The sequence below is a fragment of the Nostoc sp. LPT genome (genome assembly GCF_017115165.1).
In the GTDB taxonomy this organism is placed as follows: domain Bacteria; phylum Cyanobacteriota; class Cyanobacteriia; order Cyanobacteriales; family Nostocaceae; genus Nostoc.
Genome location: NZ_JABXKF010000032.1, coordinates 72,523 through 97,519, shown reverse-complemented (window position 1 = coordinate 97,519; position 24,997 = coordinate 72,523). Strand labels below are relative to the sequence as shown.

Annotated in this window: 25 protein-coding genes and 1 pseudogene; 11 read left to right on the top strand and 15 right to left on the bottom strand. The window is 40.4% G+C overall.

What is annotated here, in order from left to right:
* Nucleotides 1-371 precede the first annotated feature (371 nt).
* The 6 genes from HWQ58_RS07260 to HWQ58_RS07240 all read left to right on the top strand — a co-directional run bounded on the left by HWQ58_RS07260 (nt 372) and on the right by HWQ58_RS07240 (nt 6,132).
* Nucleotides 372-1,691: a response regulator gene (locus HWQ58_RS07260; protein WP_292859669.1), complete on the top strand. Its 1,320-nt coding sequence runs from the start codon at nt 372-374 to the stop codon at nt 1,689-1,691.
* 38 nt (nt 1,692-1,729) lie between these two features.
* Nucleotides 1,730-2,881 (top strand): FIST N-terminal domain-containing protein, encoded by a 1,152-nt coding sequence (locus HWQ58_RS07255; protein WP_292859666.1) that lies wholly within the window; start codon nt 1,730-1,732, stop codon nt 2,879-2,881.
* Nucleotides 2,882-2,887: 6 nt separating this feature from the next.
* The gene (locus HWQ58_RS38355) at nt 2,888-3,493 is read left to right on the top strand and encodes a hypothetical protein (RefSeq protein ID WP_366837507.1); all 606 of its coding nucleotides are present in this window, start codon (nt 2,888-2,890) and stop codon (nt 3,491-3,493) included.
* A 78-nt stretch (nt 3,494-3,571) separates the two neighbouring features.
* On the top strand, nt 3,572-3,925 hold the full coding sequence (locus HWQ58_RS38350) for an ATP-binding protein (protein WP_366837505.1): 354 nt from the start codon (nt 3,572-3,574) through the stop codon (nt 3,923-3,925).
* A gap of 189 nt (nt 3,926-4,114) precedes the next feature.
* Nucleotides 4,115-4,657, top strand: a complete 543-nt coding sequence (locus HWQ58_RS07245; RefSeq protein ID WP_292859663.1) for a methanogen output domain 1-containing protein — start codon at nt 4,115-4,117, stop codon at nt 4,655-4,657.
* An 86-nt stretch (nt 4,658-4,743) separates the two neighbouring features.
* Nucleotides 4,744-6,132: an ATP-binding protein gene (locus tag HWQ58_RS07240; protein WP_292859660.1), complete on the top strand. Its 1,389-nt coding sequence runs from the start codon at nt 4,744-4,746 to the stop codon at nt 6,130-6,132.
* Between the two features lie 88 nt (nt 6,133-6,220).
* On the opposite strand, the gene HWQ58_RS07235 is transcribed toward HWQ58_RS07240, so the two are convergent.
* From HWQ58_RS07235 to HWQ58_RS07220, 4 genes are all read right to left on the bottom strand, one after another.
* Nucleotides 6,221-7,825 carry an NAD(P)H-quinone oxidoreductase subunit N gene (locus tag HWQ58_RS07235; protein WP_292859657.1) on the bottom strand — a complete coding sequence of 535 codons (1,605 nt, stop codon included), beginning with the start codon at nt 7,823-7,825 and terminating at the stop codon, nt 6,221-6,223.
* Between the two features lie 331 nt (nt 7,826-8,156).
* The gene (locus HWQ58_RS07230; protein ID WP_292859654.1) at nt 8,157-8,429 is read right to left on the bottom strand and encodes a hypothetical protein; all 273 of its coding nucleotides are present in this window, start codon (nt 8,427-8,429) and stop codon (nt 8,157-8,159) included.
* A 76-nt stretch (nt 8,430-8,505) separates the two neighbouring features.
* A complete protein-coding gene (locus HWQ58_RS07225; RefSeq protein WP_292859651.1) occupies nt 8,506-9,564 on the bottom strand; it encodes a hypothetical protein in 1,059 nt (352 codons plus the stop codon).
* Between the two features lie 111 nt (nt 9,565-9,675).
* Nucleotides 9,676-10,647: a GTP-binding protein gene (locus HWQ58_RS07220; protein ID WP_292859648.1), complete on the bottom strand. Its 972-nt coding sequence runs from the start codon at nt 10,645-10,647 to the stop codon at nt 9,676-9,678.
* Between the two features lie 313 nt (nt 10,648-10,960).
* Between HWQ58_RS07220 and HWQ58_RS07215 the strand changes: the two genes are divergently transcribed.
* Nucleotides 10,961-11,905 carry an all3515 family Zur-repressed PEP-CTERM protein gene (locus HWQ58_RS07215; protein WP_292859645.1) on the top strand — a complete coding sequence of 315 codons (945 nt, stop codon included), beginning with the start codon at nt 10,961-10,963 and terminating at the stop codon, nt 11,903-11,905.
* Between the two features lie 52 nt (nt 11,906-11,957).
* Here HWQ58_RS07215 and HWQ58_RS07210 read toward each other — a convergent pair whose 3' ends face one another.
* The 5 genes from HWQ58_RS07210 to prfC form a co-directional block, all read right to left on the bottom strand.
* A complete protein-coding gene (locus tag HWQ58_RS07210) occupies nt 11,958-12,872 on the bottom strand; it encodes an alpha/beta hydrolase (RefSeq protein WP_292859952.1) in 915 nt (304 codons plus the stop codon).
* 95 nt (nt 12,873-12,967) lie between these two features.
* A complete protein-coding gene (locus tag HWQ58_RS07205) occupies nt 12,968-13,402 on the bottom strand; it encodes a SufE family protein (RefSeq protein ID WP_292859643.1) in 435 nt (144 codons plus the stop codon).
* Nucleotides 13,403-13,946: 544 nt separating this feature from the next.
* Nucleotides 13,947-14,456, bottom strand: coding sequence for an RNA-binding protein (locus tag HWQ58_RS07200; RefSeq protein WP_104907545.1), 510 nt, complete (start codon nt 14,454-14,456; stop codon nt 13,947-13,949).
* Nucleotides 14,457-15,102: 646 nt separating this feature from the next.
* A complete protein-coding gene (locus HWQ58_RS07195) occupies nt 15,103-17,361 on the bottom strand; it encodes a M48 family metalloprotease (protein WP_292859639.1) in 2,259 nt (752 codons plus the stop codon).
* Nucleotides 17,362-17,558: 197 nt separating this feature from the next.
* A complete protein-coding gene (prfC, locus tag HWQ58_RS07190; RefSeq protein ID WP_292859636.1) occupies nt 17,559-19,187 on the bottom strand; it encodes a peptide chain release factor 3 in 1,629 nt (542 codons plus the stop codon).
* 124 nt (nt 19,188-19,311) lie between these two features.
* Between prfC and HWQ58_RS07185 the strand changes: the two genes are divergently transcribed.
* Both HWQ58_RS07185 and hemB read left to right on the top strand, forming a co-directional pair.
* Entirely contained in the window at nt 19,312-19,671 is a 360-nt protein-coding gene (locus HWQ58_RS07185; protein ID WP_292859633.1) for a DUF4870 domain-containing protein, read from the top strand.
* A 466-nt stretch (nt 19,672-20,137) separates the two neighbouring features.
* Entirely contained in the window at nt 20,138-21,121 is a 984-nt protein-coding gene (gene hemB / locus HWQ58_RS07180) for a porphobilinogen synthase (RefSeq protein ID WP_292859630.1), read from the top strand.
* A gap of 210 nt (nt 21,122-21,331) precedes the next feature.
* Here the strand turns inward: hemB and HWQ58_RS07175 are convergent, their stop codons facing one another.
* From HWQ58_RS07175 to HWQ58_RS07155, 5 genes and pseudogenes are all read right to left on the bottom strand, one after another.
* Nucleotides 21,332-21,556: a type II toxin-antitoxin system HicA family toxin gene (locus HWQ58_RS07175; RefSeq protein ID WP_292859627.1), complete on the bottom strand. Its 225-nt coding sequence runs from the start codon at nt 21,554-21,556 to the stop codon at nt 21,332-21,334.
* Nucleotides 21,549-21,776: a type II toxin-antitoxin system HicB family antitoxin gene (locus HWQ58_RS07170; RefSeq protein ID WP_292859624.1), complete on the bottom strand. Its 228-nt coding sequence runs from the start codon at nt 21,774-21,776 to the stop codon at nt 21,549-21,551. The genes HWQ58_RS07175 and HWQ58_RS07170 overlap by 8 nt, the downstream gene beginning before the upstream one ends.
* Nucleotides 21,777-21,895: 119 nt before the next feature.
* A pseudogene (locus HWQ58_RS07165) lies at nt 21,896-22,105 on the bottom strand (hypothetical protein); the annotation flags it as partial.
* Nucleotides 22,102-22,248, bottom strand: a complete 147-nt coding sequence (locus HWQ58_RS07160) for a putative toxin-antitoxin system toxin component, PIN family (RefSeq protein WP_292859621.1) — start codon at nt 22,246-22,248, stop codon at nt 22,102-22,104. The gene HWQ58_RS07160 and the pseudogene HWQ58_RS07165, both read right to left, overlap by 4 nt.
* Nucleotides 22,245-22,514 carry a hypothetical protein gene (locus HWQ58_RS07155; RefSeq protein WP_292859618.1) on the bottom strand — a complete coding sequence of 90 codons (270 nt, stop codon included), beginning with the start codon at nt 22,512-22,514 and terminating at the stop codon, nt 22,245-22,247. Before HWQ58_RS07155 ends, HWQ58_RS07160 begins: the two co-directional genes overlap by 4 nt.
* Before the next feature lie 291 nt (nt 22,515-22,805).
* Between HWQ58_RS07155 and HWQ58_RS07150 the strand changes: the two genes are divergently transcribed.
* A complete protein-coding gene (locus HWQ58_RS07150; protein ID WP_292859949.1) occupies nt 22,806-22,952 on the top strand; it encodes a hypothetical protein in 147 nt (48 codons plus the stop codon).
* Nucleotides 22,953-23,289: 337 nt separating this feature from the next.
* On the opposite strand, the gene HWQ58_RS07145 is transcribed toward HWQ58_RS07150, so the two are convergent.
* Nucleotides 23,290-23,502 carry a hypothetical protein gene (locus HWQ58_RS07145; protein ID WP_292859615.1) on the bottom strand — a complete coding sequence of 71 codons (213 nt, stop codon included), beginning with the start codon at nt 23,500-23,502 and terminating at the stop codon, nt 23,290-23,292.
* A 501-nt stretch (nt 23,503-24,003) separates the two neighbouring features.
* On the opposite strand from HWQ58_RS07145, the gene HWQ58_RS07140 reads away from it, so the two are divergent.
* Nucleotides 24,004-24,987 (top strand): alpha-ketoacid dehydrogenase subunit beta, encoded by a 984-nt coding sequence (locus HWQ58_RS07140; RefSeq protein WP_292776035.1) that lies wholly within the window; start codon nt 24,004-24,006, stop codon nt 24,985-24,987.
* The last annotated feature ends 10 nt before the right edge of the window (nt 24,988-24,997 follow it).

The following is a 24,997-nucleotide window of genomic DNA, read 5'->3' as shown; positions in this document are numbered from 1 at the left end:
AATACTATTGACTAACTAAAAAAATTAACTTATGGCATCAACAATCTTGAACTTTAATACCGCTACTTTTATAAAAAGACAAGGGTAATAATAACTAATTTTAAAGCGTTCGCTTCATGAAAGAGGATTTTCAACTTTAGTGAAAGTACAGATGAGTGGTTAATTTCCATGCTATAGCGATAGATAGGTCTGTTGGTTGCATAGGGCAATTTAGTCTGAAAATGTTGGTGTTATCAGAGTTTTTGGGAACTATAGGGTTGTCAGACGATAAATTTGCAGTCAGTATGCCAATAAAATATAGGGGACTTAGCTGCGCTCGCAGAGCAAATAGGGAATAACTAATAATGAATAAATAAAATTAATTTAAATATATGAATGAAAAACCAGATATGAGAATTCTTTATACCCCAGAAGATAGTTTAATCCTAGTGGTAGATGATACTACTACTAATTTAGAAATTGTCTTTAATATATTAACTAATGTAGGCTTTAAAGTTATCACAGAAAATAATGGAGAAAGAGCACTTAAGCAGGTTGAGTTTCAACTTCCTGATTTAATTTTATTAGATGTTATGATGCCAGGAATAGATGGATTTGAAACTTGTAAAAGACTGAAAGAAAATTCAGCTACTTGTGATATCCCCGTAATTTTTATGACAGCCAATTCTGATACTCATAGTAAGGTAAAGGGTCTAAATATAGGAGCAGTTGATTACATCACAAAACCCTTTCATGAAGAAGAATTATTAGCTAGAATTAAAACCCATCTTCAATTACGAAATCTCACAAAAACTTTAGAGAAACGAGTTTTAGAAAGGACATCAGCATTATCCAGGGTATTAAAAGACTTACAAGAGTCTCAACTTCAGCTTGTACAGACAGAAAAAATGTCTGCCCTTGGTCAATTAGTAGCAGGAGTTGCTCATGAAATTAATAATCCAGTTGGTTTCATTCATGGCAATCTTGGACACGCTTCAGTATATTTCCAAGACATGATTAACATTATTGACCTCTATCAGCAGCATTATCCTAATCCAGTTCCAGAAATTAAAGAGGAAATTGCAGCGATAGATTTGAAGTATATACTTGCCGATCTACCTAATTTAATTTCCTCAATGAAAGAAGGAGTTCAGCGCATTCGCAACATTAGTACCAGCTTGAGAACCTTTTCTCGAGCAGATAGCGATCGCAAAGTTTCTTGCAATATTCATGATGGCATAGACAGTACAATTATGATTCTCAAACACCGTTTAAAAGCATCTGAAGCTCGACCCGATATTCAAGTAATTAGAGATTACGATATATTGCCAGAATTAGAATGTTTTATCGGACAACTAAATCAGGTATTTATGAATTTATTAGCTAATGCTATTGATGCTTTAGAGGAGTCTAATGTAGGACTTACCTATATGGAGATTGAAGCAAATCCTAATCAAATTTTGATTCAAACTACTCTCACTGAAGAGAAAAATTATATCTTGATTAGGATTAAAGATAATGGCATAGGAATGTCGGCTGGTGTCCAACAAAAAATCTTTGACTATTTATTCACCACCAAGCCTGTGGGTCAAGGTACAGGATTAGGGTTATCAATTGCCCGTCAAATTGTTGTCGAAAAACATGGAGGAACTCTAGAGGTAAATTCATCAATAGGGCAAGGTTCAGAGTTTATCATTAAACTTCCCATTTAATAATTGTAGTAAGTTACGTTTATCAACATAATAAATTTATGTTCAAGGTAGTAGTAGGTCACAGTAACGATCCAGATTCTTTAGCAGCAGTTGAAGAAGTTCTTCAGCAATGTGCCAGTTCTCTTGCAGGAAATATACCAAAAGCTGGGATTATTTTTGCTGCAATTGACTTCGATCATTCTCTCATTTTGCAGCAAATCGATCGGGTTTTTCCGGGGATTGAGTTGATTGGTGGAACAACAGATGGAGAAATTTCTTCAGTCTTAGAGTTTCAGCAAGATTCAATCACTTTGATGTTGTTTTGTTCAGACGAAATTGAAATTTATGCAGGAGTTGGACGCAAAGTTTCAGACGATCCAATTACTGCAACTAAACAAGCTGTGGAGCAAGCCAAAGCAAAAAGTACCGCACCTCCAAAGCTATGCTTAACTCATCCAGAGAGCCTCACAACTAGTGGTGTCTCTATATTGAATGGCTTAAAGCTAGCTCTTGGTCAATATGTGCCGATATTCGGTGGTTTAGCAGGTGATCAATCAAGATATCAAAGTACATATCAATTTTTTCAAACAGAAGTATTAAGTGATTCTGTACCAATTCTGCTTTTTTCCGGCACAATATTGTTTTCTCATGCTGTTGCAAGTGGTTGGCATCCTATTGGTCAAACAAGCAAAGTGACTAAAGTAGATAAAAACATAGTCTATGAAATAGATGGTAAACCAGCTTTAGATTTTTATCATCATTATTTAGGTTTGCTTCCTCCTTCAATGGAATATCCACTAGCAGTCTTTGATGAGAATGAAGACAATTTTTATATAAGAGCACCTATTGCTTACAATCAAGAATCTAGTAGCATAACCTTTTTTGGAGATATTCCCGATCGAGCAATTATCCAGATTTCTGAAGCAGCTTATGAAGATATTTTGGCAGCTTCCAAAGCATCATTTATGAATGCCTTAGATAATTATCCTGGTACACAACCAAGTGCTGTTTTATTTTTTTCATGTGTAGCTCGTCGGCAAATACTTGGTACTAGGGCACAAGAAGAATATCAAAATACGAAACTTTGTCTGAGTGACTATTTACCTGCCTGTGGATTTTATTATTATGGAGAAATTGCTCCTATAGATGGAATTAGCCAAACGCAATTTCACAATGAAACTTTTGTAACTTTAATTTTGGGAAATCAGTAAAAGCTAATGGAAATTTTAGATTACCAAAAAGAAATTAATGAATTAAAAAAAGCCAATAGAATTCTCCAAAAAAAATTAGAGCGCTCTGAATCTGACCGGATAAAACTTGAAGAAAAAAATCGAAAAAAAGAATGTTTGCTCAGGAGAGTAATTGATGAATTAAAGGAATATCAAAATAAGTTAGAAGAAAGAAGCCATGAGCTAGAAATAATGCTTCTTAATCTTCAGATAATGGAGAATAAAATGTCTACTTTGGGAAGCATGGTAGCAGATGTAGCTCATGAAATTAACAACCCAGTTGGCTTTATTGCAGCTAATCTGACTCCGGCTAAAGAGTATATTGATAATTTATTACATCTAATTGACCTCTATCAGCAGACCTATCCCAAAACATCTCAGCAAATTCAAAAAACAATCGAAATGATTGACCTAGAATACGTGCGCGAGGATCTACCTAAACTCATTTCCTCAATGAGAGAAGGTACAGATCGTATTTCCAATATTAGCCACAGCCTACTAATTTTCTCTAGAGCAGATACAGAACAAAAAATTCTCTTTAATATTCATGAAGGTATTAAGAGTACTCTCCTCATTCTCAAGCACCGTTTATAAGCGAATAAGATTCGTCCTGCTATTCAAGTAGTTCAATATTACGAAGAATTTCCCTTAGTAGAATGCTTTCCGGGACAATTGAATCAGGTATTTATGAATCTCTTGGCAAATGCCATTGATGCTTTAGATGAGTCTACTGCTGGACTTAATTTTAATGATATTAAGCTAAATCCCAATCAAATTACAATTCATACTGCCCTCACTGAAGATAAAAATCATGTCTCGATTCGGATTCAAGATAATGGGGTGGGAATATCGGCTGATGTTCAGCAAAAAATGTTCGATCATTTATTCACAACAAAATCTGTGGGAACAGGATTAGGATTATCAATTGCTTATCAAATAATTGTCCAAAAACATAAAGGAACTCTAGAAGTAAATTCTGTATTAGGAAAAGGTTCTGAGTTTATAATCATTATACCTATTTATTAAAGTAGCAAAAATATGAATTAATAAACTATTTAAAAAATAAATGTTCAATATATTAGCAAGTTATAGTAACAAAATTATTTGTACTTCCTACCTTAAATTCTCAGAATAAAAAGATTAAGTAGTTACTTTAGAGGCATTTTGGGGAACTCTATATATAACTGTATTTCCAAGATTGTATCTTCAAAATTTATGATCGATGCACCTAAGCACTCAATAGCTACGCTTAATCTTTCTTTGGAACGCGATATATTTTTACGTACATTAATTAGAGAATTATCTGGTACTTTACAGGATGTAGTTGGTTTAGAAGAAGCTTCGGGATTTATTAGCGTTGTTGGTGAAAGGATGGGGAGGCAGATTAACCAAGATTATAAATCTGCCCTGGAAATCTCTAACCTTTCTCGTAAGCAGGTAGCTGATGTCTTGATTGATTTAAAAAAACGAATCCAGGGCGATTTTTATGTTATTGAGCAGAATGATGAAAAAATTGTCTTTGGCAACCGTGTTTGCCCATTTGGCGACAAAGTACTTAATCGCCCTGCCATGTGCATGATGACTTCAAACGTTTTTGGAACGATCGCAGCTAATAATCTAGGATATGCGAAAGTAGAATTGCAAGAGACGATAGCACAAGGCTATTCTGGATGTAAAGTTATTGTTTACTTAAAACTTACAGAAGAGGCAGAAGATGCAGAAGGTCGAGAATACTTTAGGGGACTAGAATCTGTGTAAATCCTTCACCATCAAACAAAATAACTCCAGAATTAAGCTTAGTGCAGATATGTAAACTAGAGTCAAACCGTGAAAGTTGAAGCCCCATGACTCCTGAACAATTTCTTGAACTTGCCAGAGTTCTACCAGAACCTTTACTCCTGGTGAGTGGAGAAGGTCAGTTGTTAGCTACGAATCAACCAGTAACAGATATGCTGGGGTTACGCCGTCAGGAACTGCGGGAAATAATGCTGTTTGAACTTGTAAGTGAGCCTGTCAACGATATTGTAAAGTACCTACAAGCTTGTTCAAGTAGCAGGGCAATGGTTATTGGCTCCTTGACTTTCCGAAAGAATGATGGACAAACGTTAATATGTCGTAGTCAAGGAGCAGTTATTCAACCTTGGTCTCCTGAATCTTCAGCTTTAATTCTCTTACGCTTGGAAAATAGAAACCTGGCCAGCAGTAATTTCGTTCTTTTAAACGAAAAAATCGATGAATTAGGAAAGGAAGTGCAGAGACGAAAACAAGCGGAGGAAGCGCTTTGGAAAGCGAATCAAGAGCTAGAAATTCGGGTTGAGGAACGTACAACTGCTTTACAAGAAACACTAAACGAACTACAACTTACCCAAACTCAGCTTATCCAAGCTGAAAAAATGTCTAGTTTAGGTCAGATGGTCGCTGGTATTGCCCATGAAATTAATAACCCTGTAAGTTTTATTTATGGGAATCTTCACCACGCCCATAAATACACTCAAGATTTACTAACATTGGTGCAAATTTATCAACAACTTTGTCCAAATATTCCTCCAGAAATCCAAGATAAAGTAGAAGAAATAGACTTAGATTTTCTGATTCAAGATATAACTAAACTCTTCCAGTCGATGAAAGTGGGAACAGAACGCATTCAAGAAATTGTTAAATCACTACGTAACTTTTCCAGACTTGATGAAGCAGAATTTAAGCAAGTTAATATTCATGAAGGAATTGATAGTAGTTTAATGATTTTAGAACATCGCCTGCAAACTAGGCATGAGTACCCAGAAATCAAAGTCATCAAAAAATACAGTCAACTGCCGAATGTAACTTGCTATCCTGGTGAACTTAACCAAGTGTTTATTAATATTCTTGCTAATGCGATCGATTCACTGGAGGCGTCGGCTAATAATGGTCAAAGGTCAGCAATAAATCCACAAACTACTGACAATCAAGAATTCGCAGAGAATAATCCTAAAATTCAAATAAAAACTGAGTTAATCGATCAAAACTGGATAGAGGTTACTATTGCTGATAATGGTTTAGGTATAAATGAACAAGTTCGCTCAAAGCTATTCGATCCGTTTTTTACCACGAAAGCAGTTGGCAAAGGCACTGGATTAGGGCTATATATAAGCTATCAGATTATAGTTGAAAAACATAACGGACAACTTAGCTGTTTTTCGGTTCCAGGAAAAGGTGCAGAATTTGTAATTAAGATACCTATTAACTCAGTCTGATTAAATTTAATTTAAAAGATATGATAAACGCCTGTCTGCTAATTTGCAAACAGGCGTTTTTTGAGTATAAAGTTTGATGGATAATCGGTTAAATCTTAGCAGTAGAATCAACTGAGGGTTGAGACTGACTAACCGAATCTAACTTTGGCAAAAGCAGTTGATTTTCTGCTTTTAGATTACTGTTGATTGTTGCTTGCAAAAATGGGGTATGGGAGATGGAATTGTTAGCCAATGTAAACAGTGGATTTGACAAAATCCCTGCTATGGAAGTGGCAATTAATGTTACTATCAACCCGACCTGTAAAGGTCTTAGCCCAGGCAAATCCCAACGCACTTGTGGATAATTCTTCACCACGTCGGACATTTCATGGGGTTCTTTGACTACCATCATCTTGACTACGCGAATGTAGTAATAAATGGAGACTACGCTGGTGACTAAGCCCAACAAAACTAACCAATAAAGTCCTGCTTGCCAACCAGCCCAGAATAAGTAAATCTTGCCGAAAAACCCAGCCAATGGTGGAATACCACCCAAAGAAAGCAGGGCGACACTCAACCCCAGTGTTAGGAGTGGGTCTTTTTGATATAAGCCAGAGTATTCGGCAATCTGGTCGGTTCCTGTTCGTAGTGAGAACAGGATGATGCAGGTAAAGCCGCACAGGTTCATGAACAGGTAAACCAATAGGTAAAATATCATACTGGCGTATCCTGCCTGTGTACCAGCAATCAAGCCAATCATCACAAACCCAGCTTGGGCAATGGATGAATAAGCTAGCATCCGTTTCATGCTGGTTTGGGCTAGGGCGACTACGTTACCCAAGATCATGCTGAGAACGGCAAGAGCTGTGAAGACAAACCTCCACTCGTCAGCAACAAGGGGGAAGGCTGTTGTTAGCAAGCGGATAGCTAGGGCAAACCCAGCTGCTTTGGAACCGACAGATAAAAAGGCAATCACTGGGGTGGGAGCGCCTTCGTAAACGTCTGGTGTCCACTGGTGGAAGGGTGCAGCGGAGATTTTGAAGCCAATACCTGCGATCGCAAAAACCAGGGCAATCACTAAACCTAAAGATTGTCCGACTTTCGCTGTGGCAATGCCATTAGCGATCGCACTTAGTTCAGTTTGTCCTCCAGATAGTCCATACAGCAGTGATACACCGTACAAAAATATTGCCGTACTGGAAGCTCCAATTAACAAGTATTTCAGCGCCGCTTCATTGGAGCGGGGGTCACGCTTGGTATAACCTGTTAACAAGTAAGAGGAGATACTCAGGGTTTCTAGGGAGATGAAAATCATCACCAACTCACTAGCCCCGGATAAAAACATCCCTCCTAAAGTAGCACTTAGCAAAATAGCGATGAATTCAGCTAAAGCGGTGCCGCTCTGCTCAACGTAGCGAATTGACATCAGTATAGTCGCGATCGCAGACAAGGCAATAATACCGCGAAAGACGATACTCAGGTCATCACTATTAAAGCTACCGGTAAAACCGATGGGATTAGGAGCGTCCCATTGAAAATATAGGGCGACAATCGAAGCAAATAAACCTGTGATCGCTAGATATCCAATCCAGCGTGCGGATGTACGCCCCAAAATCAAATCAACAATCAAAACCCCCAAGAGGGTGAGAATAACAATCCCCTCTGGCAAAATCGTTCCAGCGTTTAGCTGGGATGCAATATTAGCAAAATCCATGAGATGTATAGGTTTTGGCGATTAGACATTAAGGCTAACTCTACGTTCACTCTAGCAAGTTTTCTAATCCCCGGACTAGCTCTTTTAACAAGAGCTTAACAGCTTAGGTGCAGATGGCGAACGTACCAACTTCACTGACTTACCAGCAGCTTTCTCAGTATCTAGGAATTCACCTAACAGCTTTCCTACCTCGTTTTTTAGGCGCGAACTTCAGCGAATATCATAAATAATTATGCCGCAACCAGTGCGATAGTTAGGTACAAATAGCTTATAAAATTAATAAGGGCACAGCAATGCTGTGCCCCGACAATATTTATAACTCCTAAGTTTATTAAAAACCTGCTGATGGCAGCTTGCCTTGTAGTGACTGAAATTTGGCTTGAACACAGTTGGCACAATTGCAAGCAAGTTGATCAATAATCGAATTAGATGTTTGAATCAAGTTTAGTGTTACCAGGTCGGGAATTTGTTGTGTAGATACTACTGTCACAATTTGGGTAGCGTATGTAGATTTCAGGCTGGATGCGTTTGCTGGATTGACTACCAGCAGCATGGATACCAGAAATGCAGGACAGGCAAGTAGAATCAGTTTGATAATGTTCATAATTTACAAAGATACCTTTGCTGATACAGCATAGCCAATAAATTGTCGAGGTTCAACTTTAATTAGTGAGTATTGCTTAACTACGCCCAAATCCTTGACCCCGCAAAACCTTTGACCATACAACTAATTCGCCCTGTTCACCGCCTGCGGCCAGTAACTTACCTTGGGGATGCCAAGCTAGGCTAGAAAATCCTCCTGAGACACCTGTGATAATTTGGGATACTTCCTTGGCTTTGTTCCACAAACATAACCAGCCGTCAGCAGCAGCAGAAGCGAGAAGGAAGCTTTTGGGTGCAAAGGCGATCGCATTAATCACACCTACATGATTAGTTAATACTCGTGCTTCCCAACCTAAAGAATCATCCTCTAGCTTTTCCCACACTACAATACCTTCAACGCTAGAAGATGCCAGTATTGGCGCACCTACTTTAGTTATAGCTTCTGACCATGCCAATTGGCGAATTTTACCGGGGAAGCCACGCATTACCCAAGGATCGGGGTTGTTCCATTCCAAAACGGTGACACTACGATCCATATTGCCAGAAGCCAGGAATTTGCCATCGGGCGACCAAGCCATCGCTAAACTGACAGTAGTCATATCTAAGCTGTATGGTTCTTCATCCCAGCTTTGACTATGCCAAATCTTCACTCCCTTGTAACCACTAATTGCTAAGTATTGCCCATCAATGCGCCAATCTATACCCAGTACTGAAGAGTTGTCAAAATTCAGCGTCACGATAATTTCACGAGTACCTGCATCCCAGACTTGGACGTAACGCCCCAAACTAAAAGCCAGTTGGTTACTGGTGTAATTCCAAGCTAACTTGTCAACCCATGCAGGGGCATTTTCCAACGTCGCGATTAATTCAGTGTCGCACCAAATTTTCACCTGTCCATCTTGTCCGCCAACGGCTAAAAATTTGCCATCTGGCGAAAAGGCGAGACAGTCTACTGATTTACCGTTAGCTGTTTGTAAGGTTGTGAGTTCGCCATCATTCCACAAAACTACTTCACCGGCGGCGGAAGTTGCTGCTAAAGTTTGACCTTGTGGCGACCAAGCGATCGCAGTTACATAATCTGAAAGTGTCCCCGAATAGTTTTGTTCAAATTCCTTAGATTTGGTTGTGGAGTTCATATTTATTGGGTACTGGGTACTGGGGATTAGGGACTGGGGAGTAATGGCTAGGGACTAGAGACTGGATTCTTCCCAATCCCCAATCCCTAGTACCCAATCCCCAATCCCTATTTAAGCTAGACAAGTGAGAAAATCTTGCTTGAGTTGGGCTGCATCAAGATTGCGGCCGATAAAGACTAGTTCGTTTTTGGGGGTTTCGCTGGGTTTCCAGGGACGATCGGGTTTGCCATCAAATATCATGTGTACTCCTTGGAATACAAATCGATTATCTTCTCCAGCAATATTTAAAATGCCTTTCATCCGAAAAATATCTGGACCTTGGGTACGCAGTAACTCCGAAAGCCAAGTGTTTAATTTTTCTCCATCGACTGCACCTGCTTCTACTAAAGCCACAGAAAAGACAGTTTCATCGTGTACGTGGGCATCTTCACCTAAAAAATCTGGATCAATTTCTAATGCACGGTCTAAATCAAAGGCTTTTACACCTAACAAAGCATCCATTCCTAGTTCAGAATTGCGGGTACGGTAGATTTTTGCGATCGCATTCATCGCCCGAATCCGTTTTTCTAATTCATCTAATTCTTCTGGCGCGACTAAATCTGTTTTATTAAGTAAAATTACATCGGCAAAGGCAATCTGTTCTTGGGCTTCGTCTGCATCCCAGTGCTGCGAGATGTGCTTGGCATCTACGACTGTCACCACTGCATCTAGAGACAGTTGACTTTGCAAATCTTCATCAACAAAAAATGTCTGAATCACTGGTGCAGGATCGGCTAATCCAGTTGTTTCAATTACTAAATGGTCAAATTTATCGCGCCGCTTCATCAAATTGCCAATGATCCGAATTAAATCGCCGCGCACTGTACAACAGATACAGCCATTGTTCATTTCAAATATTTCTTCATCTGTATCGATAATCAATTGATTATCAATACCCACTTCCCCAAATTCATTGACAATCACAGCAACTTTTTTGCCGTGTTCGTAGGTGAGGATGTGATTGAGTAGAGTCGTTTTACCTGCTCCCAAATAGCCTGTAAGAACAGTAACGGGAACTGAATTGTTAATTACGTCAGCCACCATACTCTAAATTCCTCTTGTCTCACCTTATGGATAATCATTATCGCCCATGATAAATCTTTTTCTATTTTTGTGCGAACTTGCTGTTATTTTGGGTTTCAGCAAAATCATCACATAATTTAATCAAAAAACATTTTATTTTTATGCATCTGTAATAAGTAATAAATATTTACAAGTTGGACTAACCTGATAGGAATATTGCATAGAAAGCCAACCCACCCTGCGGGAAGTCGCAGGTTAGTACCTTGACAATGCCACAGAGTTCATGATAATCATTATCACAAATAAAGAAATTATACTTTGATGGAGAAGCGTGGTGGTTTCAAGAAACACTACTTGCTCGAAAAAGCAAGTAACTCAAACAGGGCAAGCATCTGCGTCTCTTGCAGTCAGTTTTTTAGTCGTTGCACCACTGGTTTTATTTACCGCTTTGGCACCCGCACAAGCAGATGATACTCATAATCATTCGGATGAAACCGGCTTTTACATTGGGTTAGATGGTTTGGATGTTCTCTCTACAGGGACATACGCAGGTTTGGAGAACCCTAACTACAATCGTTTGACCTTTCTATTTGCACACAGGAATGAAGACCAACCCGAATCAAGCCATTTCCACAGCATTGGTGCTTATAGCTACTCAGGGTCTTTAGATAACCTAACTATTAACCCAACCAATACAAATAACCGAATTCCTGAATCTTACTCAGAACAACCGCCGCTAACATTATTAGCTGGCACAGGGTTTTATACTGGTCGCTTGATTAGTACTCCCACAGATAAAGAATATGGCAATCTGACAATAGAACCTGTAGCGTCTCTAAAAACTTCAAAAGAATTAGACAACCAATATCTGTTCAATAGCTCTAATGGTCGTTGGCGATCGTCCCTTGAGGGTGCAAATATTGGTTTACAATTAGCGTCAATTAGTAGTGGATTAAATATTGGCGATTCAGCAGGCGTTAATATTGTCAACTCAGTCGGTGATATCTACACAATCGCCAGTGGTGATAATTTTTCGTTCACCCCTACCTTTTGGACTGATGCTGCTGCACCACTGGGAAATTACTCTGCATCATTCAAACTCGTGGATTTAGGCACTGGTAGTAACCCCACTCCCTTTGAGGAGTCTGGCACTTTCAGTTTTGATTTTGAAGTCAAGACAGTGCCTGAGTCATCAACTGTTTTTGGTCTTGGTATAGTCGGTCTACTGGCGCTTTCTCTTTCTCGCTTGCAAAAACTTACTCGCAGTAGCTTAAATTAATCTTAATCTTCTGCCAAGGCGCAAAATGATCTTTGCGTCTTGGTGTGAGGATTTAATTTTCTGGGGAGAACAAAAAATCTTGAACTGCTTCTAAAACAACTGCTGGGTATTCTTCATGTAGTCCCAGAGAACCAGGAATGACAACGCTTCTCACTCCTGGTAAGGCTACCAAAGCGTTCATTTCTTCTCGTGATTTCGGGGGGCTAGATTCTCCAATTACTACCATCAGCGGTACGGTTAAAGACTGCACAAGTTCTAAAAAATCAGATTGTTTGTGTACAGCATCAAGATTACCAGTTACAAAGGCAGCAGATGCAAATCGCGCTCCTGGTTGTTGAGTTGTTTGCCATTTCTTCTCAATGAAACTGGGTGTAATTTTAGCCGTGTCAGTAAAGACATGACGGCGGTACATAAAACTTAAGAAAGATTGGGTAGTGTTGAGTTTGTAGAGAGCTTGACCAAGTATAGGCGATCGCACCAATTCTCTTACAATGCCAGCTATTTGCTGACTTGCCCCCATTGTCGGCAAAGGCCCACGCCAAGTAGGAGCTAATAACACAATTCGTGAGAAAGCAGCCTGCTGTTTGACAGCTAATTGTAAAACGTAACTAGCAGCATGACCAGCCGCTACCACAGTAATAGGAGTATTAAAAACAGCTTTGACAAAATCTTCCAGAAATTGCTGATATATTTCTGGTCGATAATTCAAACTAGGGCGAGAAGATTGTCCAAATCCAGGCCAGTCTATGGCTACAACTTGAAAATAGGGAGTTAGTAACTTGGCAAGTTCGCCCAGTTCCAAACGCGTCGAAACACTGCTGAAAGCTGGTAGTAGCAATAGCGGTGAACCTTTACCGAGGGTTTCATAAACAACACGCAATTGCTGATTTTCCCAGTTCCAGAGATATTCTTGAACTACTCCACCAAAGCCAATAGCAGCAGAGGTAGATAATAAATTTGTTGACATTAGACTAAATTTTGGTAGTTGTACCTTATTTGTCATTTGTCAGTTGTCCTTTGTCATTTGTCCTTTGCTAATGACCAATGACTAATGACCAATGACTAATGACCAATTTTAGATTCCAATGCTTTTTTTTGCATGGTTTTAAAAATGTTGTAAAATCCATTGGCACGGGAAGGTGTCAGGCTAACATTTAAACCTGTTTCTTGAATAAAATCTGGAGTAAGTTGAACAATCTCAGTTGGCGTTAGTCCATGTAATCCCTCTACCAGAAGCCCTACTAATCCTTTGGTTAATTGGGAATCGGAATCGCCCTGAAACACAACCTTACCGTCATCCAAGGCTGCGGTGATATAAACTTGAGATACGCAACCAGGAACTTTATTTTCGGGTAATTTATCAGCTTCTGGGAACTCATTGAGCTTCTGAGCATACCAGATTAGCTGTTCGTAGCGTCGCTTCGGTTCAGAAGCGCGTTGAAAGCGCTGGACAATTTTAGCGAGCGCAGGTGGCAAAGAATCTAGAGTTGAGGACATAAACAGAAGCTGGAAACGATCGGTATCTCCTTGAGTGTAGATTATCTTTAAAGCGATGCCTACGGTGGGCTGCGCCTACGCGCCTCCGGTTCTCTTCGCATTACTGACTGTAATTTATCAAATCTAGCTAATTACTGCGATCGCATTGATAAAGATCGAGTTTTTTGATGTGTCTAATCATAAAAACTTAATTTTATGTTTTTATAAGCAAGTTTTAACAACAAGTCTACATAAACTATAGTTGCATCAATATATACTTATGACGCAAGTATGATAAATTCGTGAAACTTATGTGTCGTTTGATTTAATTAAAATGTAGATAGATTTTGTGGAGCTTGGTCGGTTTACACGCTTCTAGCTGCTAACTTTCAGGTACGCCTTATTGTGACTAGTGGCGATGCGATGCCTACGGCGGGTTGCGTCTACGTACTTACAAAATTAGCTGCAAGTTCATTAAACTAAGCAGCTAGATAATTATCAACAATTAAAAATTAAAAATCAAAAAAATTCTGATTTTTAATTTTTAATTTCTCTCCCTTGAGGATTAATTTGTAGTTTGTGCAGCTAGCATCTGCTTCAGCTTTTCTAATTCCGAAGCCCAACGAGGATCTGGACGAATAGCATCTGAATCGGTGGTTGTGGTGTTGTTTTCACGAGAACCGCCGCCGCCACCGCCGCCACGACGAGGCTTCTTAGAGCTTTTCTCGCGGCGGCTACCTTCTCTGTTGGGGCTAGGAGTTGGGGTACTATTACTAGCAAGAGTGACTGGTTTAGGAGCTTGCTCGTCACCCTCTTCACCCTTTGTCCGAGGTAATGCCTTCTCTAGCTTAATGGGAGTATCTTTGAACATCTGACCATTATACTTTTCAATAATTTCGTCAGCTTGTTCGTCATTGTTGACTGTAAGAAAACCGAAACCACGGCATTTGCCAGTTTTGCGGTCTTTAATTAATTTAGTAGTTACAGCATCCCCTTCTGCTGCAAAAACGGCTTGTAGATCTTGACGATCTATTTCATCTTTAGGCAAATTACCTATATATAGGCGAACGGACATGAACTATACCTCCAGAGTTGAATGAACATGGCAAGGCAAGAAAACAATCATTTAGCTTTAGCTTTTAAATAGATGCTATTGACCAAGACTGCCATAAACCAATTTTTTTGCTCGAAACTGTCAACCTATACAACAATACAGTTTTTCGTCGGGATCAAGCTTATTTAATCCAAAGGCTCACACTATGGTGAGCTAATAACACCTTAATTCTAAGAGTTGTAAATTTAATAGCCTATTGCCTGCTAAAGTACACGCTTTCTTTTATGCCCTTATTCGCAGAATCAAATACCATTCCTTACATTACCACGGTATATTCTACGTAGCTAGTTTAGCGCATACATTTCCGACATTAGTATTATTGCATCGTAACATAAAACACATTTTTTTATTCAAGTGAGCATATTTTGAAACAAAAACCAGCCAGTGGCTGGTTAATTTACTGCTGTGTTGGGAGGATAAAAAGGTATAGAGCGGGGAAAAAGCACCTAAATCCATAACTAAGCAGTGATGCTGAGTTATGTCGGTTGCTCTTGTTTGTGTAAAAAAATGTAACATTTTTTAAGAAGTCCTGCAACTTTTCTTTACATTCCGATTTGTCCTTTGTCCTTTGTCCTTTGCTAATGACCAATGACTAATGACCAATAGACTAACCAGTGAGAAAAACGTATGCGCCCCAAGCCTGTGCTGCAACAGCCAAAAAAGTAGACCAAATGGGATGAGGGCTATGAATGGTTTTACCACTTTGAGTTTCTAGGGTTTGGATATCGATCCAAGGTGTTGCTCCTCGCCGGAACCAACCTGTGACGATAATTTGCCGCCCAATTAGATCCTGGTGATTGACTGACTGTCCTAGCCAAGAAATATGGTGTAATTTCACCAAACCTGCGCTGGATTGAAGGATTAAATCTTGCGCTAGGGAGTTGCTAGTACCTTGACGACCTAATAATTTACCCACAAGACGCACGCTGACGCTATCAATAGGTAAGGCAGAAGGGTCAGCTAACAGGTTGGGTAAGCTGTCGTCAGTTTGTACGGTGGCAGGTTTAATATCGGGGAAGAAAGAATTAATCCGCATCACAGTACCAATGCTAAAGCCAATCAGAAGGCAGCCTGTAATGAAAGACCAATCTTCATATATCCACTTTAGATTTAAAAACTTGAGTGTGAATGCTAGTTGCCAGGTTAGCCAGACGAAAGCTGCAAACAGAACCCCTAGAGGAATTCCCAACCAGGGAGCGATTTGTAATAGAAAAGACTGACGCTTAACCTTTGATGGAACGCTTGCAAAATGTAGTTCGGTGTCTAGATGCCAGTGACGGGCTATTTGGCAGAGGCGTTCGAGGCGATCGCCCATTAAAGGATGGCTATTATTAATCGTAAACCATCGGCGATAGGAATTGGCTGTATCCCACTTCAAAAAGGATTCAAAAGATAGATTACTGGCAATAGTGCCCAAAGATAAACTCTGTTGGTAGCTGACTGGTGTTAAAAGATTTAAGCTTTCCAGTTGCCAACTGGTGTGTTCTTGTTTTTGGATATCAGCTGCAATGCCAATAGCGATTTTGAGTAAAGCGCGAATCAGGGCATTGGGATTACCAGTAATTTCAGCAGCAATGCGATCGCTATAATAAAGCCGCAACCGCGACAACCACAATGCAGTTCCAGTCAGCAAACACCAAACTCCATAAATTAGACTTGCCAGAATTGTTACTGGCCAGCGCCAAATTTTCGCTGATATTTTGTCTGCCAACTCCGATACTTGTTGATATAGCTTATGAGTTGGTAGTGTCACCAGCAGCAACAAAGACATTACAGCAAAGTCCCAGTGAGCAATATGCCCTAGCTGCGTGGCGTAAATAATGGCGATTTCATCATCTGCCAACTGCTCTAATAGCCCTTGACTCACAACAATTCTGGCATTACGTGGTAAACTACCATAAGTCAGGATAATTGGTGCAGCCGTTGGTAAAATCCGCAGTTTGGGTAACGGCCAGTGCCGCTGTTGGCAACAACGTTGTAGCACCCGAACAGCTTCGCGGCTATGGGTATTCAATACATCTTTGGGAAATTCTCGCTGACTATACAAGTTCGCTAATAGCAGATCCAGTAACCAAGGTGATACTCCGATTAAAATCACCAAGACTATTAGCAACAGTTGAGTAGGGTCGTAGTATAAAAGCTGTATCGGCTCTACATAAGGTAGTTTGACTAAAGTCTGGTTGATCAATCCTAGTGCTAACTTGAGGATTTCTCGGATCACCCAAAACAGGGCGATGAATGTTCCGGCTGACAATAGCCGCAAAGGAATTAATTTTGGTTTACGTAGTGGTTGCCATGCTCTGGCGCGTTGTGCTTGTCGCCAATAAATAACGCCGAATAATTTGGCTTGGGTGCGGGTAACAGAACCCATGAAGCCGCTTAGGGGCGTAGGTGGTGGTGGTGCTAATGTAGCTTTGAGTCTAGCTAGTGGTACCATCGCCGGGATGTCGTCGCTTTTGGTTTCTATTACTTGCTCGTTCGGCTTTTCCTCTAACGTAGGAGTTTCCGGGGGAGTAACGGGGGTTGAATCTGGAGTTGAATTATCAAAGGCAACAAATCCAGTTTCGACTTTTTTGGATTCTTGCTCAGATTTTTTACGTTTTGTCAGGTGTTCGAGAGCGCGTGTAGCCCACTCTTGAACTTGCGGATTGTTACTCTTAATGAGATTCTGGGAAATAGCGATCGCTTTGGGAACTTCGCCAGTGCGAGCATAAGCCATCACTAAACCAACCTGGGCTTGTAAGCTAGCAGTCGCATTGCTTTGGCTGCTAGCAATAGGTTCTAGTTGGGCGATCGCTGTTTGGTAATTTCCCTGCTTGAGGGCAACTAAACCAGCCTCCAAAGACGGTTTGGCATGTGAAGGCATACAAATTCTGGCACTCCAATCTCTTCTAAATGATCCACGTTTGTGCGAAAGCGCGAACCTCGGATACCGTGGAAATCAACCGCGCTCAAGTTTTGCTTGTCAAGTGAATGATAAAGATTGAATAAAGACGTCAGTCGTCAGAATTCAGTTGGCTCTTTTGTAGGAATAATTCTGAATTCTGGATTCTGTATTCTTCTTCACTCCTCCACTGGTTGTTGACTAGAAAATACTGGGGCAATCGCGCTTAATTTTAACTCTGGATGGTCGCCCAATAACTGTTGACAATTCCATTCATTACGGAATAGCAACACTGGTCGTCCCATGCTGTCTTTAACTGTAGTGGTATTGAATATTCGTCCCACTTTTTCTAATGCTTCCCAACCACCCTCAACCCAACGGGCGACACTGTAGGGCAATAAGTCTAGTATGGTTTCTACACCATACTCATTTTGTAAGCGAAACTGCACTACCTCGAATTGCAACTGACCCACCGCCGCCAAAATTGGATCGCGCTTGGCTTCATCAGTTGAATACATAATTTGTACAGCACCTTCTTCTCGCAATTCCGCAACGCCTTTTTGGAATTGTTTAGACTTCGAGGGGTTGGGATTCCTCAGAGACGCAAACAGTTCCGGCGAAAAATACGGAATCCCCTCATATTCGAGCTTTTGTCCCGTGTAAATTGTATCCCCGATCGCAAAAACACCGGGATTGTTCAAACCGATCACATCGCCAGGATAAGCCACATCAATCGATTCTCGCTCTTGAGCAAAAAGTTTTTGCGGGCGAGATAGACGGATAAGTTTACCAATGCGGGCGTGATTCACCATCATATCTTTTTCAAACTTACCAGTGCAGACCCGGATAAATGCGACGCGATCGCGGTGTTTTGGGTCCATATTCGCTTGCAGTTTGAAGACAAACCCTGAAAATTCCGGGTATGTAGGCGGAACTTCGCCAACACTGCTGACATGAGAACCGGGTTTGAGGGCATAGTCGAGGAAATACTTGAGAAATAACTCTACCCCGAAGTTAGTCATGGCGCTACCAAAGAACACAGGCGTCATTTTGCCTTGGTGTATCAACTGTAAATCTAGCTCTGGACCAACTCCTTCTAACAGTTCTAGATCGTTTTTCAGTTGGTAGTACAAGTTTTGTTCTAGCTGTTCTTCTATTCTCGGATCGCCTAATTCCACTATCGTATCACGGGCTTCTCGGCTACCGTGGGCGCTGCGTTCAAACAGGTGTATTTGTTGCTTGTGTCGGTCAAAAACACCTTTAAAGCGATCGCCCATACCAATTGGCCAATTTACCGCATAGGTTTGCAATCCCAATTCTTGCTCAATTTCATCCAACAGTTCCAGAGGTTCCCTTCCTGGGCGATCAAGCTTGTTGATAAATGTAAAAATTGGGATACCCCGCAACTTACACACTTCAAACAATTTGCGCGTTTGGGGTTCCAAACCTTTTGCCGCATCAATCAACATCACGGCATTATCGGCGGCGGCAAGGGTGCGATAAGTATCTTCACTGAAATCTTGGTGTCCGGGAGTGTCTAATAAATTAATTTGACAATTCCGGTATTCAAATTGCAACACTGTGGAGGTAATGGAAATACCCCGTTGTTGCTCCATCGCCATCCAGTCAGAAGTAGCCTTTCGCTGTGCCCGTCGTGCTTTGACTGCCCCAGCTTCGTGAATTGCACCCCCATACAGGAGTAGCTTTTCAGTTAGTGTAGTTTTACCTGCATCCGGGTGAGATATAATCGCAAAGTTGCGGCGAAGTTCAACTGCTTGAATCAGTTCAGACTGAAGTTCAGTAGACATAAATGTATTTGTTTGTTAGGTAGCTTAATTTTTTTTGACTCTGGCAAGTCTTTTAATCTTAAGACAACGATGCTCGTGATAGGGTCGTAGTATAACCAACAATCTGACTAAATAGGAGAAAGTAATGTACGACACAGACAAGCGAAAGCTTCTATCTGCCTTGTCTCATGGAGCGATTTTTTTCAGCACAACATTGGTATCTGTAGGCATACCTATCGCCATACTGCTTGTATCTGACGATCCTGTTGTTAAAGAAAACGCCAAAGAATCTATCAATTTCCACTTTAATGTTTGGTTTTATGGTGCAATTCTAGGAGCGCTGTTTTTTATATTCGGCTGGTTAGTCTTACCTTTATTATTGTTGGGGCCACTAGCTGGTGTGGGATATCTATTACACTGGGGATTAACAATTTGGGCGCTTATCGGAGTTTTCAGCAATCCTGATATACCCTTCCGTTATCCCTATATTTTCCGAGTTGTTTAACACAAATTATCATTGGGCATGGGGCATTGGGCATTGTCAATTATCTGCTACCGAGTACAAAATTTCATTAATTCGTAGCGAATTCTCTGCGTGCCTCTGCGTTGACCTCTGCGCCGGCAGTCACTCATGGGGTAAACCCCCTTGGCGCTAGCCTCTCCCTTTGGGAGAAGACCGCGCTTGCCTCCACTTTGCGTTTAAATTTCCACCCTCAATTCTCCAATATTTTGCCAACAGATGGTCTTATCATTTTGAATTTTGAATTGCTTCATAATGTTGTTTTTTTTCCAGTCCGTCGGATGGGTACAACCAAGCTGTAGAATACAAAATTGCCCTACAACTTGATTAAGAGTAGGGCAAAGGACAGTTAAGCACTGTTTGTAGTCTGTCTGACGGCAGGAAAATTTTAGCCTGCTTTTGTGACGCTTTGTTTTGTGTCCATTTGCGTTGTTCTTCTTCATAAAATTTTATGTTTCCTATACATCGCCCCCGTCGTCTGCGTACTCATCCTCAACTGCGCCGGATGGTTCGTGAAACTGTTTTAACAACAAGCGATTTAATCTACCCACTATTTGCTGTACCAGGTGAGGGAATCGCTAATGAGGTGAAATCGATGCCTGGAGTCTACCAACTTTCGGTAGATAAAATTGTTGAAGAAGCAAAAGAAGTTTACGACTTAGGAATTCCTTCTATTATTCTATTTGGGATTCCGGCTGATAAAGATGTGGATGCCACTGGCGCTTGGCATGATTGCGGTATCGTCCAAAAAGCAGCGACGGCGGTAAAAGCAGCAGTGCCAGATTTGATTGTAATTGCTGATACTTGTTTGTGTGAGTATACTAGCCACGGTCATTGTGGTTATCTGCAAGTTGGTGATTTAACAGGACGAGTTTTAAATGACCCAACTCTGGAATTGTTGAAGAAAACAGCGGTTTCTCAAGCAAAAGCTGGTGCCGATATCATCGCGCCTTCGGGGATGATGGATGGGTTTGTGCAAGCAATTCGTCAGGGTTTGGATGAAGCAGGATTTCAAGATACGCCGATTTTATCTTATGCTGCTAAGTATGCTTCGGGCTATTATGGCCCATTCCGGGATGCAGCAGACTCAACACCACAATTTGGGGACAGAAGAACTTACCAAATGGACCCAGGTAATGCCCGCGAAGCGATTAAAGAAATTGAATTAGATATCGCTGAAGGTGCTGATATGCTCATGGTTAAGCCAGCCTTGGCATACATGGATATTATATGGCGCGTTAAAGAAGCGAGTAACTTACCAGTTGCGGCTTACAATGTTTCTGGTGAGTATGCGATGGTGAAAGCTGCGGCTCTCAATGGTTGGATTGATGAAGAGCGAGTGGTTTTAGAAACTTTAACTGGGTTTAAACGCGCTGGTGCTGACTTGATTTTGACTTATCATGCTAAAGATACGGCGCGATGGTTAAATCAGTGAACAGTCAACAGTTAACTGATAATTGATAACTGTTAAAGTAGGCTAGGCATATTGAATACTAATTTAGTGGGAAATCTCACGCAGAGGCGCAAAGACACAGAGTTGTGTTTTAGTGTTTGGGCGTGAGATTCTTTGTTTATGGCTAGTGCGATGCCTGGGTTGGGCTACGCCTACGCAAGTTCAATATAAAGCGAAAAAGGCTTTTTCGCTTTAAGTAACTTCAAATAAAACACGAGGTAATCCTGACTGACGAATAATAGATCGCAAAGTACCGATGCGTAACTCTTCGTAATTAGGAATAGGAATAGTAATTGTTGAATCTTCGATTTGCATCTGCATGATAATGTGACTACCACGCTGGCGCACTTGTACAAAACCGTTCTCTTCCAGAATGCGGCAGACTTCTCTAGCAGAAAAAACACGCAGTTTACCCAATATTTACCTCTAGGCGTGTAACAAAAACTTCTGTGTGCAACCTTTGCTGAATTTCAGAAGGATCTGCTGTCTCAAAAAATAATTCTAATGCCTCAATTAGGTTATTCTGTGCCTCTTCAATTGTGTCACCTTGGCTGGCGATATCGAGTTCGGGACAGAGGGATACATAGCCATCCTTTTCGCGCTCAATGATAGCAGTAAATTGTGTTGTTTGCTTCATTTTTGTTTTTAGTGCAGTAGATATATCAATCTAAATAGTAAGTTACTTTAGACAGTATATTGTCAAAAGCCTTTTGAGCAGGTGTTTTAGGAATGCGATCGCTACTTAATTATAATTTTTCACCAGACACCACTACCTAAGATTCCTAAAATTTTATTGACATCTTTAAGATAATATTCACTTAAATCAATCTGGATAGATTGACCTTATAATTTTCAAAATTGCCAAATACTTCCAGTTGTGACAGTTCCATAAATTATCAAATTTTCATTACCTGCTTGTTCGTTAAATATTCTTGCTGCTAACATTTTGGCTACACATTGTCCTAAATTAAAGTTGTTTCTAGTTCTAATAAAAATTCAGAAGCAAATATATTAATTTGTTTATTTCTTGCTAAACGCAAGGTTTTACCAGGAACACCTCCCCACAACAAGGCTGAAATCCAAACATTTACATCAAGGATAACTCTCATGGATTAGACCATAACTCCTGTCTGACATCCTTAACAATTTCACTAATTTCTTCTAGCGTGGGTTGATTTGGATCGGGTTCTAATTGTTCAAGACTTTGTAAAAAATCATCTAAATCTACATTTTGCTGAGTAATTTTTTCTAAAACAATACAATTTTGCTTTAGAATTACTCTGTATTCATCACCAGGTATCAGTTGAGATTCAATTTCTGCTGGGAGATTTATTTGCTTTTCATCAGTGACTCTGATAATTGGATCTGTCTGCATAAGTTTACTCCTTTATCGCATTCTAATGAATACCTAATATATCAGTCCAAAGTTCTTGCCTAACTTATTTGACTATTTGGCTGATTTCTTCAAGCGTTGCTTGATTTATATCTGAACCAGTCTCTTTCACTCGTTTTCTTAATTATTTTAGTGTTAATCGGTTATAAGTTTTTTTGAAACCTATCTCATCTTCTGTAACCGAGACTTCATATTCAGTAGAAGGCTGAATTAGTCTACAACGATTTAGGAGAAAAGCAAGAAGCGCTCAAATACTACAACCAAGCTTTACCCATACGCCGTGCAGTGGGGGACAAGGGAGGGCTAGTCATCACCCTCTATAACATAGCTAAACTAGAACGCGATCGCGGTAATTTACAACAAGCCCAAACACATATTCAAGCAGCTATTGAAATCATTGAAGATTTACGTACCAATTAATTGGAGGTGAGCCATATATTATAGCACTGAATAATGCTGAAATTACGGACGCTGCTACAAATAGAGGGATAATCAATCTGGCGGTAAAAATTGATTTCTTGGATCGATTGTTTGGGAAAAATTAATTATTAGTTATTGGTGTAGATAATTGGTCTTTGAAGACGCGATTTTTCGCGTCTCTACATGAGGTTTTTGTTGCTCTATGTTAACTGTATTGAGTTATGAGTGCGCTTAACTCACCATACAAAACCATAAATTTAATGCCCAGATACCGGACTGATACATCAGAAGTCCGGTATATATCTTCATAAGCTTCGTTTGTTTTGTTGGAGAAGGTTTAAGCTTGCTTTCGTAGTCTTTCTAAGTTCTGTTGATGCAACTCTGGGAAGTTTTCTAAATCATCTATTGACTGCGGCGCAGGGAAGATTACAGCGTCTTCAGAGGTGAATCGATCTAAATAAATTTGAAAGGCTTGATCATCTTCTCTGTGGTCAAGGATATATTGACGCAATTGGACACGGGGCATTATCATAAAATCTGGCTTACTCATACATATCTCCACTTCCCGTCTAGGTAAATTATAATTTCATTTTCCTCGCCAGCGAGAATTACAAGATTTTTTGTTCGTTCATCGATTCGCACTAAAAACACAGGTAAATACATTTTAGTAGCCCAAAAACTTAAGATAAACAACGTTTTCAATTGTTCTACAGTAGGCATATTTAAATTATTGCTACAACAAATTTTTTACTCTGGTGTGACTAGAGTGAGTTAGAATCTTTCAATCAGAATTATTTTAGGTATATTTTACACATATACCTACGTTTTATTACATAGACAAATCAGCCGCATTTGCTAGAGTGGGAGGCGATCGCTTACAAAACCTCTAAAATCTAAGTTAAATAGCTTTGATATAGTTATGGCAATCACTCGCTCTATGCTAGGGGCCGTTTATTTAAAAAACCTAAACTCTAACTAGTGCGATCGCTCACTGTATTTGGGACAGCAGCACGATAAAATTCTAAAACCATAATCGTACTAAAAGGTCTAAATGGCAGAAACACTATTCTTCAACGCCTTACGGGAAGCCATCGATGAAGAAATGGCGCGTGACTCCAGCGTATTCGTTCTCGGTGAAGATGTCGGACACTACGGCGGTTCCTATAAAGTTACCAAAGACCTGTACCAAAAATATGGCGAACTCCGCATTCTAGATACCCCCATCGCTGAAAATAGCTTTACTGGGATGGCTGTAGGAGCCGCAATGACTGGGTTGCGTCCAATCATTGAAGGCATGAATATGGGCTTTTTACTGCTTGCCTTTAACCAAATATCCAACAACGCTGGAATGCTGCGCTATACTTCTGGCGGTAACTTTAAAATTCCGATGGTAATTCGCGGCCCTGGAGGTGTAGGACGGCAGCTAGGCGCAGAACATTCCCAGCGACTAGAAACCTACTTCCAAGCTGTGCCGGGGTTGAAGATTGTTGCCTGCTCCACACCAAGAAACGCTAAAGGACTACTGAAATCCGCTATCCGCGATGATAATCCAGTGTTGTTCTTTGAACACGTTCTGCTTTACAACTTGAAAGAAGATTTACCAGAAGAAGAATACCTGCTTCCCTTAGATAAAGCAGAAATTGTCCGTCCAGGAAAAGACGTGACAATTATTACTTACTCGCGGATGCGCCATCATGTAGTGCAAGCCGTAAAAACTCTTGAAAAACAAGGATACGATCCAGAAGTTATCGATTTAATATCCCTCAAACCATTAGATTTTGATACCATTGGTGCATCAATACGTAAAACCCATAAAGTCATTGTTGTGGAAGAATCGATGCGAACTGCGGGTATTGGAGCAGAAGTCATCGCCTCAATAAACGATCGCTTATTCGATGAATTGGATGCGCCAGTACTACGACTTTCTTCCCAAGATATTCCCACACCTTACAACGGCAATCTGGAACGACTAACAATCATCCAACCAGAGCAAATAGTAGAAGCTGTGGAAAAAATGGTGGCTTTGCGAGTCTAGGGACTGAAGA

What these genes read in the sequence shown, in the direction of transcription:
- HWQ58_RS07260 (WP_292859669.1), top strand. Translation starts at nt 372, where the DNA reads ATGAATGAAAAACCAGATATGAGAATTCTTTATACCCCAGAAGATAGT.
- HWQ58_RS07255 (WP_292859666.1), top strand. Translation starts at nt 1,730, where the DNA reads ATGTTCAAGGTAGTAGTAGGTCACAGTAACGATCCAGATTCTTTAGCA.
- HWQ58_RS38355 (WP_366837507.1), top strand. Translation starts at nt 2,888, where the DNA reads ATGGAAATTTTAGATTACCAAAAAGAAATTAATGAATTAAAAAAAGCC.
- HWQ58_RS07245 (WP_292859663.1), top strand. Translation starts at nt 4,115, where the DNA reads ATGATCGATGCACCTAAGCACTCAATAGCTACGCTTAATCTTTCTTTG.
- HWQ58_RS07240 (WP_292859660.1), top strand. Translation starts at nt 4,744, where the DNA reads ATGACTCCTGAACAATTTCTTGAACTTGCCAGAGTTCTACCAGAACCT.
- HWQ58_RS07235 (WP_292859657.1), bottom strand. Translation starts at nt 7,825, where the DNA reads ATGGATTTTGCTAATATTGCATCCCAGCTAAACGCTGGAACGATTTTG.
- HWQ58_RS07230 (WP_292859654.1), bottom strand. Translation starts at nt 8,429, where the DNA reads ATGAACATTATCAAACTGATTCTACTTGCCTGTCCTGCATTTCTGGTA.
- HWQ58_RS07225 (WP_292859651.1), bottom strand. Translation starts at nt 9,564, where the DNA reads ATGAACTCCACAACCAAATCTAAGGAATTTGAACAAAACTATTCGGGG.
- HWQ58_RS07220 (WP_292859648.1), bottom strand. Translation starts at nt 10,647, where the DNA reads ATGGTGGCTGACGTAATTAACAATTCAGTTCCCGTTACTGTTCTTACA.
- HWQ58_RS07210 (WP_292859952.1), bottom strand. Translation starts at nt 12,872, where the DNA reads ATGTCAACAAATTTATTATCTACCTCTGCTGCTATTGGCTTTGGTGGA.
- HWQ58_RS07205 (WP_292859643.1), bottom strand. Translation starts at nt 13,402, where the DNA reads ATGTCCTCAACTCTAGATTCTTTGCCACCTGCGCTCGCTAAAATTGTC.
- HWQ58_RS07200 (WP_104907545.1), bottom strand. Translation starts at nt 14,456, where the DNA reads ATGTCCGTTCGCCTATATATAGGTAATTTGCCTAAAGATGAAATAGAT.
- HWQ58_RS07195 (WP_292859639.1), bottom strand. Translation starts at nt 17,361, where the DNA reads ATGCCTTCACATGCCAAACCGTCTTTGGAGGCTGGTTTAGTTGCCCTC.
- prfC (WP_292859636.1), bottom strand. Translation starts at nt 19,187, where the DNA reads ATGTCTACTGAACTTCAGTCTGAACTGATTCAAGCAGTTGAACTTCGC.
- HWQ58_RS07185 (WP_292859633.1), top strand. Translation starts at nt 19,312, where the DNA reads ATGTACGACACAGACAAGCGAAAGCTTCTATCTGCCTTGTCTCATGGA.
- hemB (WP_292859630.1), top strand. Translation starts at nt 20,138, where the DNA reads ATGTTTCCTATACATCGCCCCCGTCGTCTGCGTACTCATCCTCAACTG.
- HWQ58_RS07170 (WP_292859624.1), bottom strand. Translation starts at nt 21,776, where the DNA reads ATGAAGCAAACAACACAATTTACTGCTATCATTGAGCGCGAAAAGGAT.
- HWQ58_RS07160 (WP_292859621.1), bottom strand. Translation starts at nt 22,248, where the DNA reads ATGAGAGTTATCCTTGATGTAAATGTTTGGATTTCAGCCTTGTTGTGG.
- HWQ58_RS07155 (WP_292859618.1), bottom strand. Translation starts at nt 22,514, where the DNA reads ATGCAGACAGATCCAATTATCAGAGTCACTGATGAAAAGCAAATAAAT.
- HWQ58_RS07145 (WP_292859615.1), bottom strand. Translation starts at nt 23,502, where the DNA reads ATGAGTAAGCCAGATTTTATGATAATGCCCCGTGTCCAATTGCGTCAA.
- HWQ58_RS07140 (WP_292776035.1), top strand. Translation starts at nt 24,004, where the DNA reads ATGGCAGAAACACTATTCTTCAACGCCTTACGGGAAGCCATCGATGAA.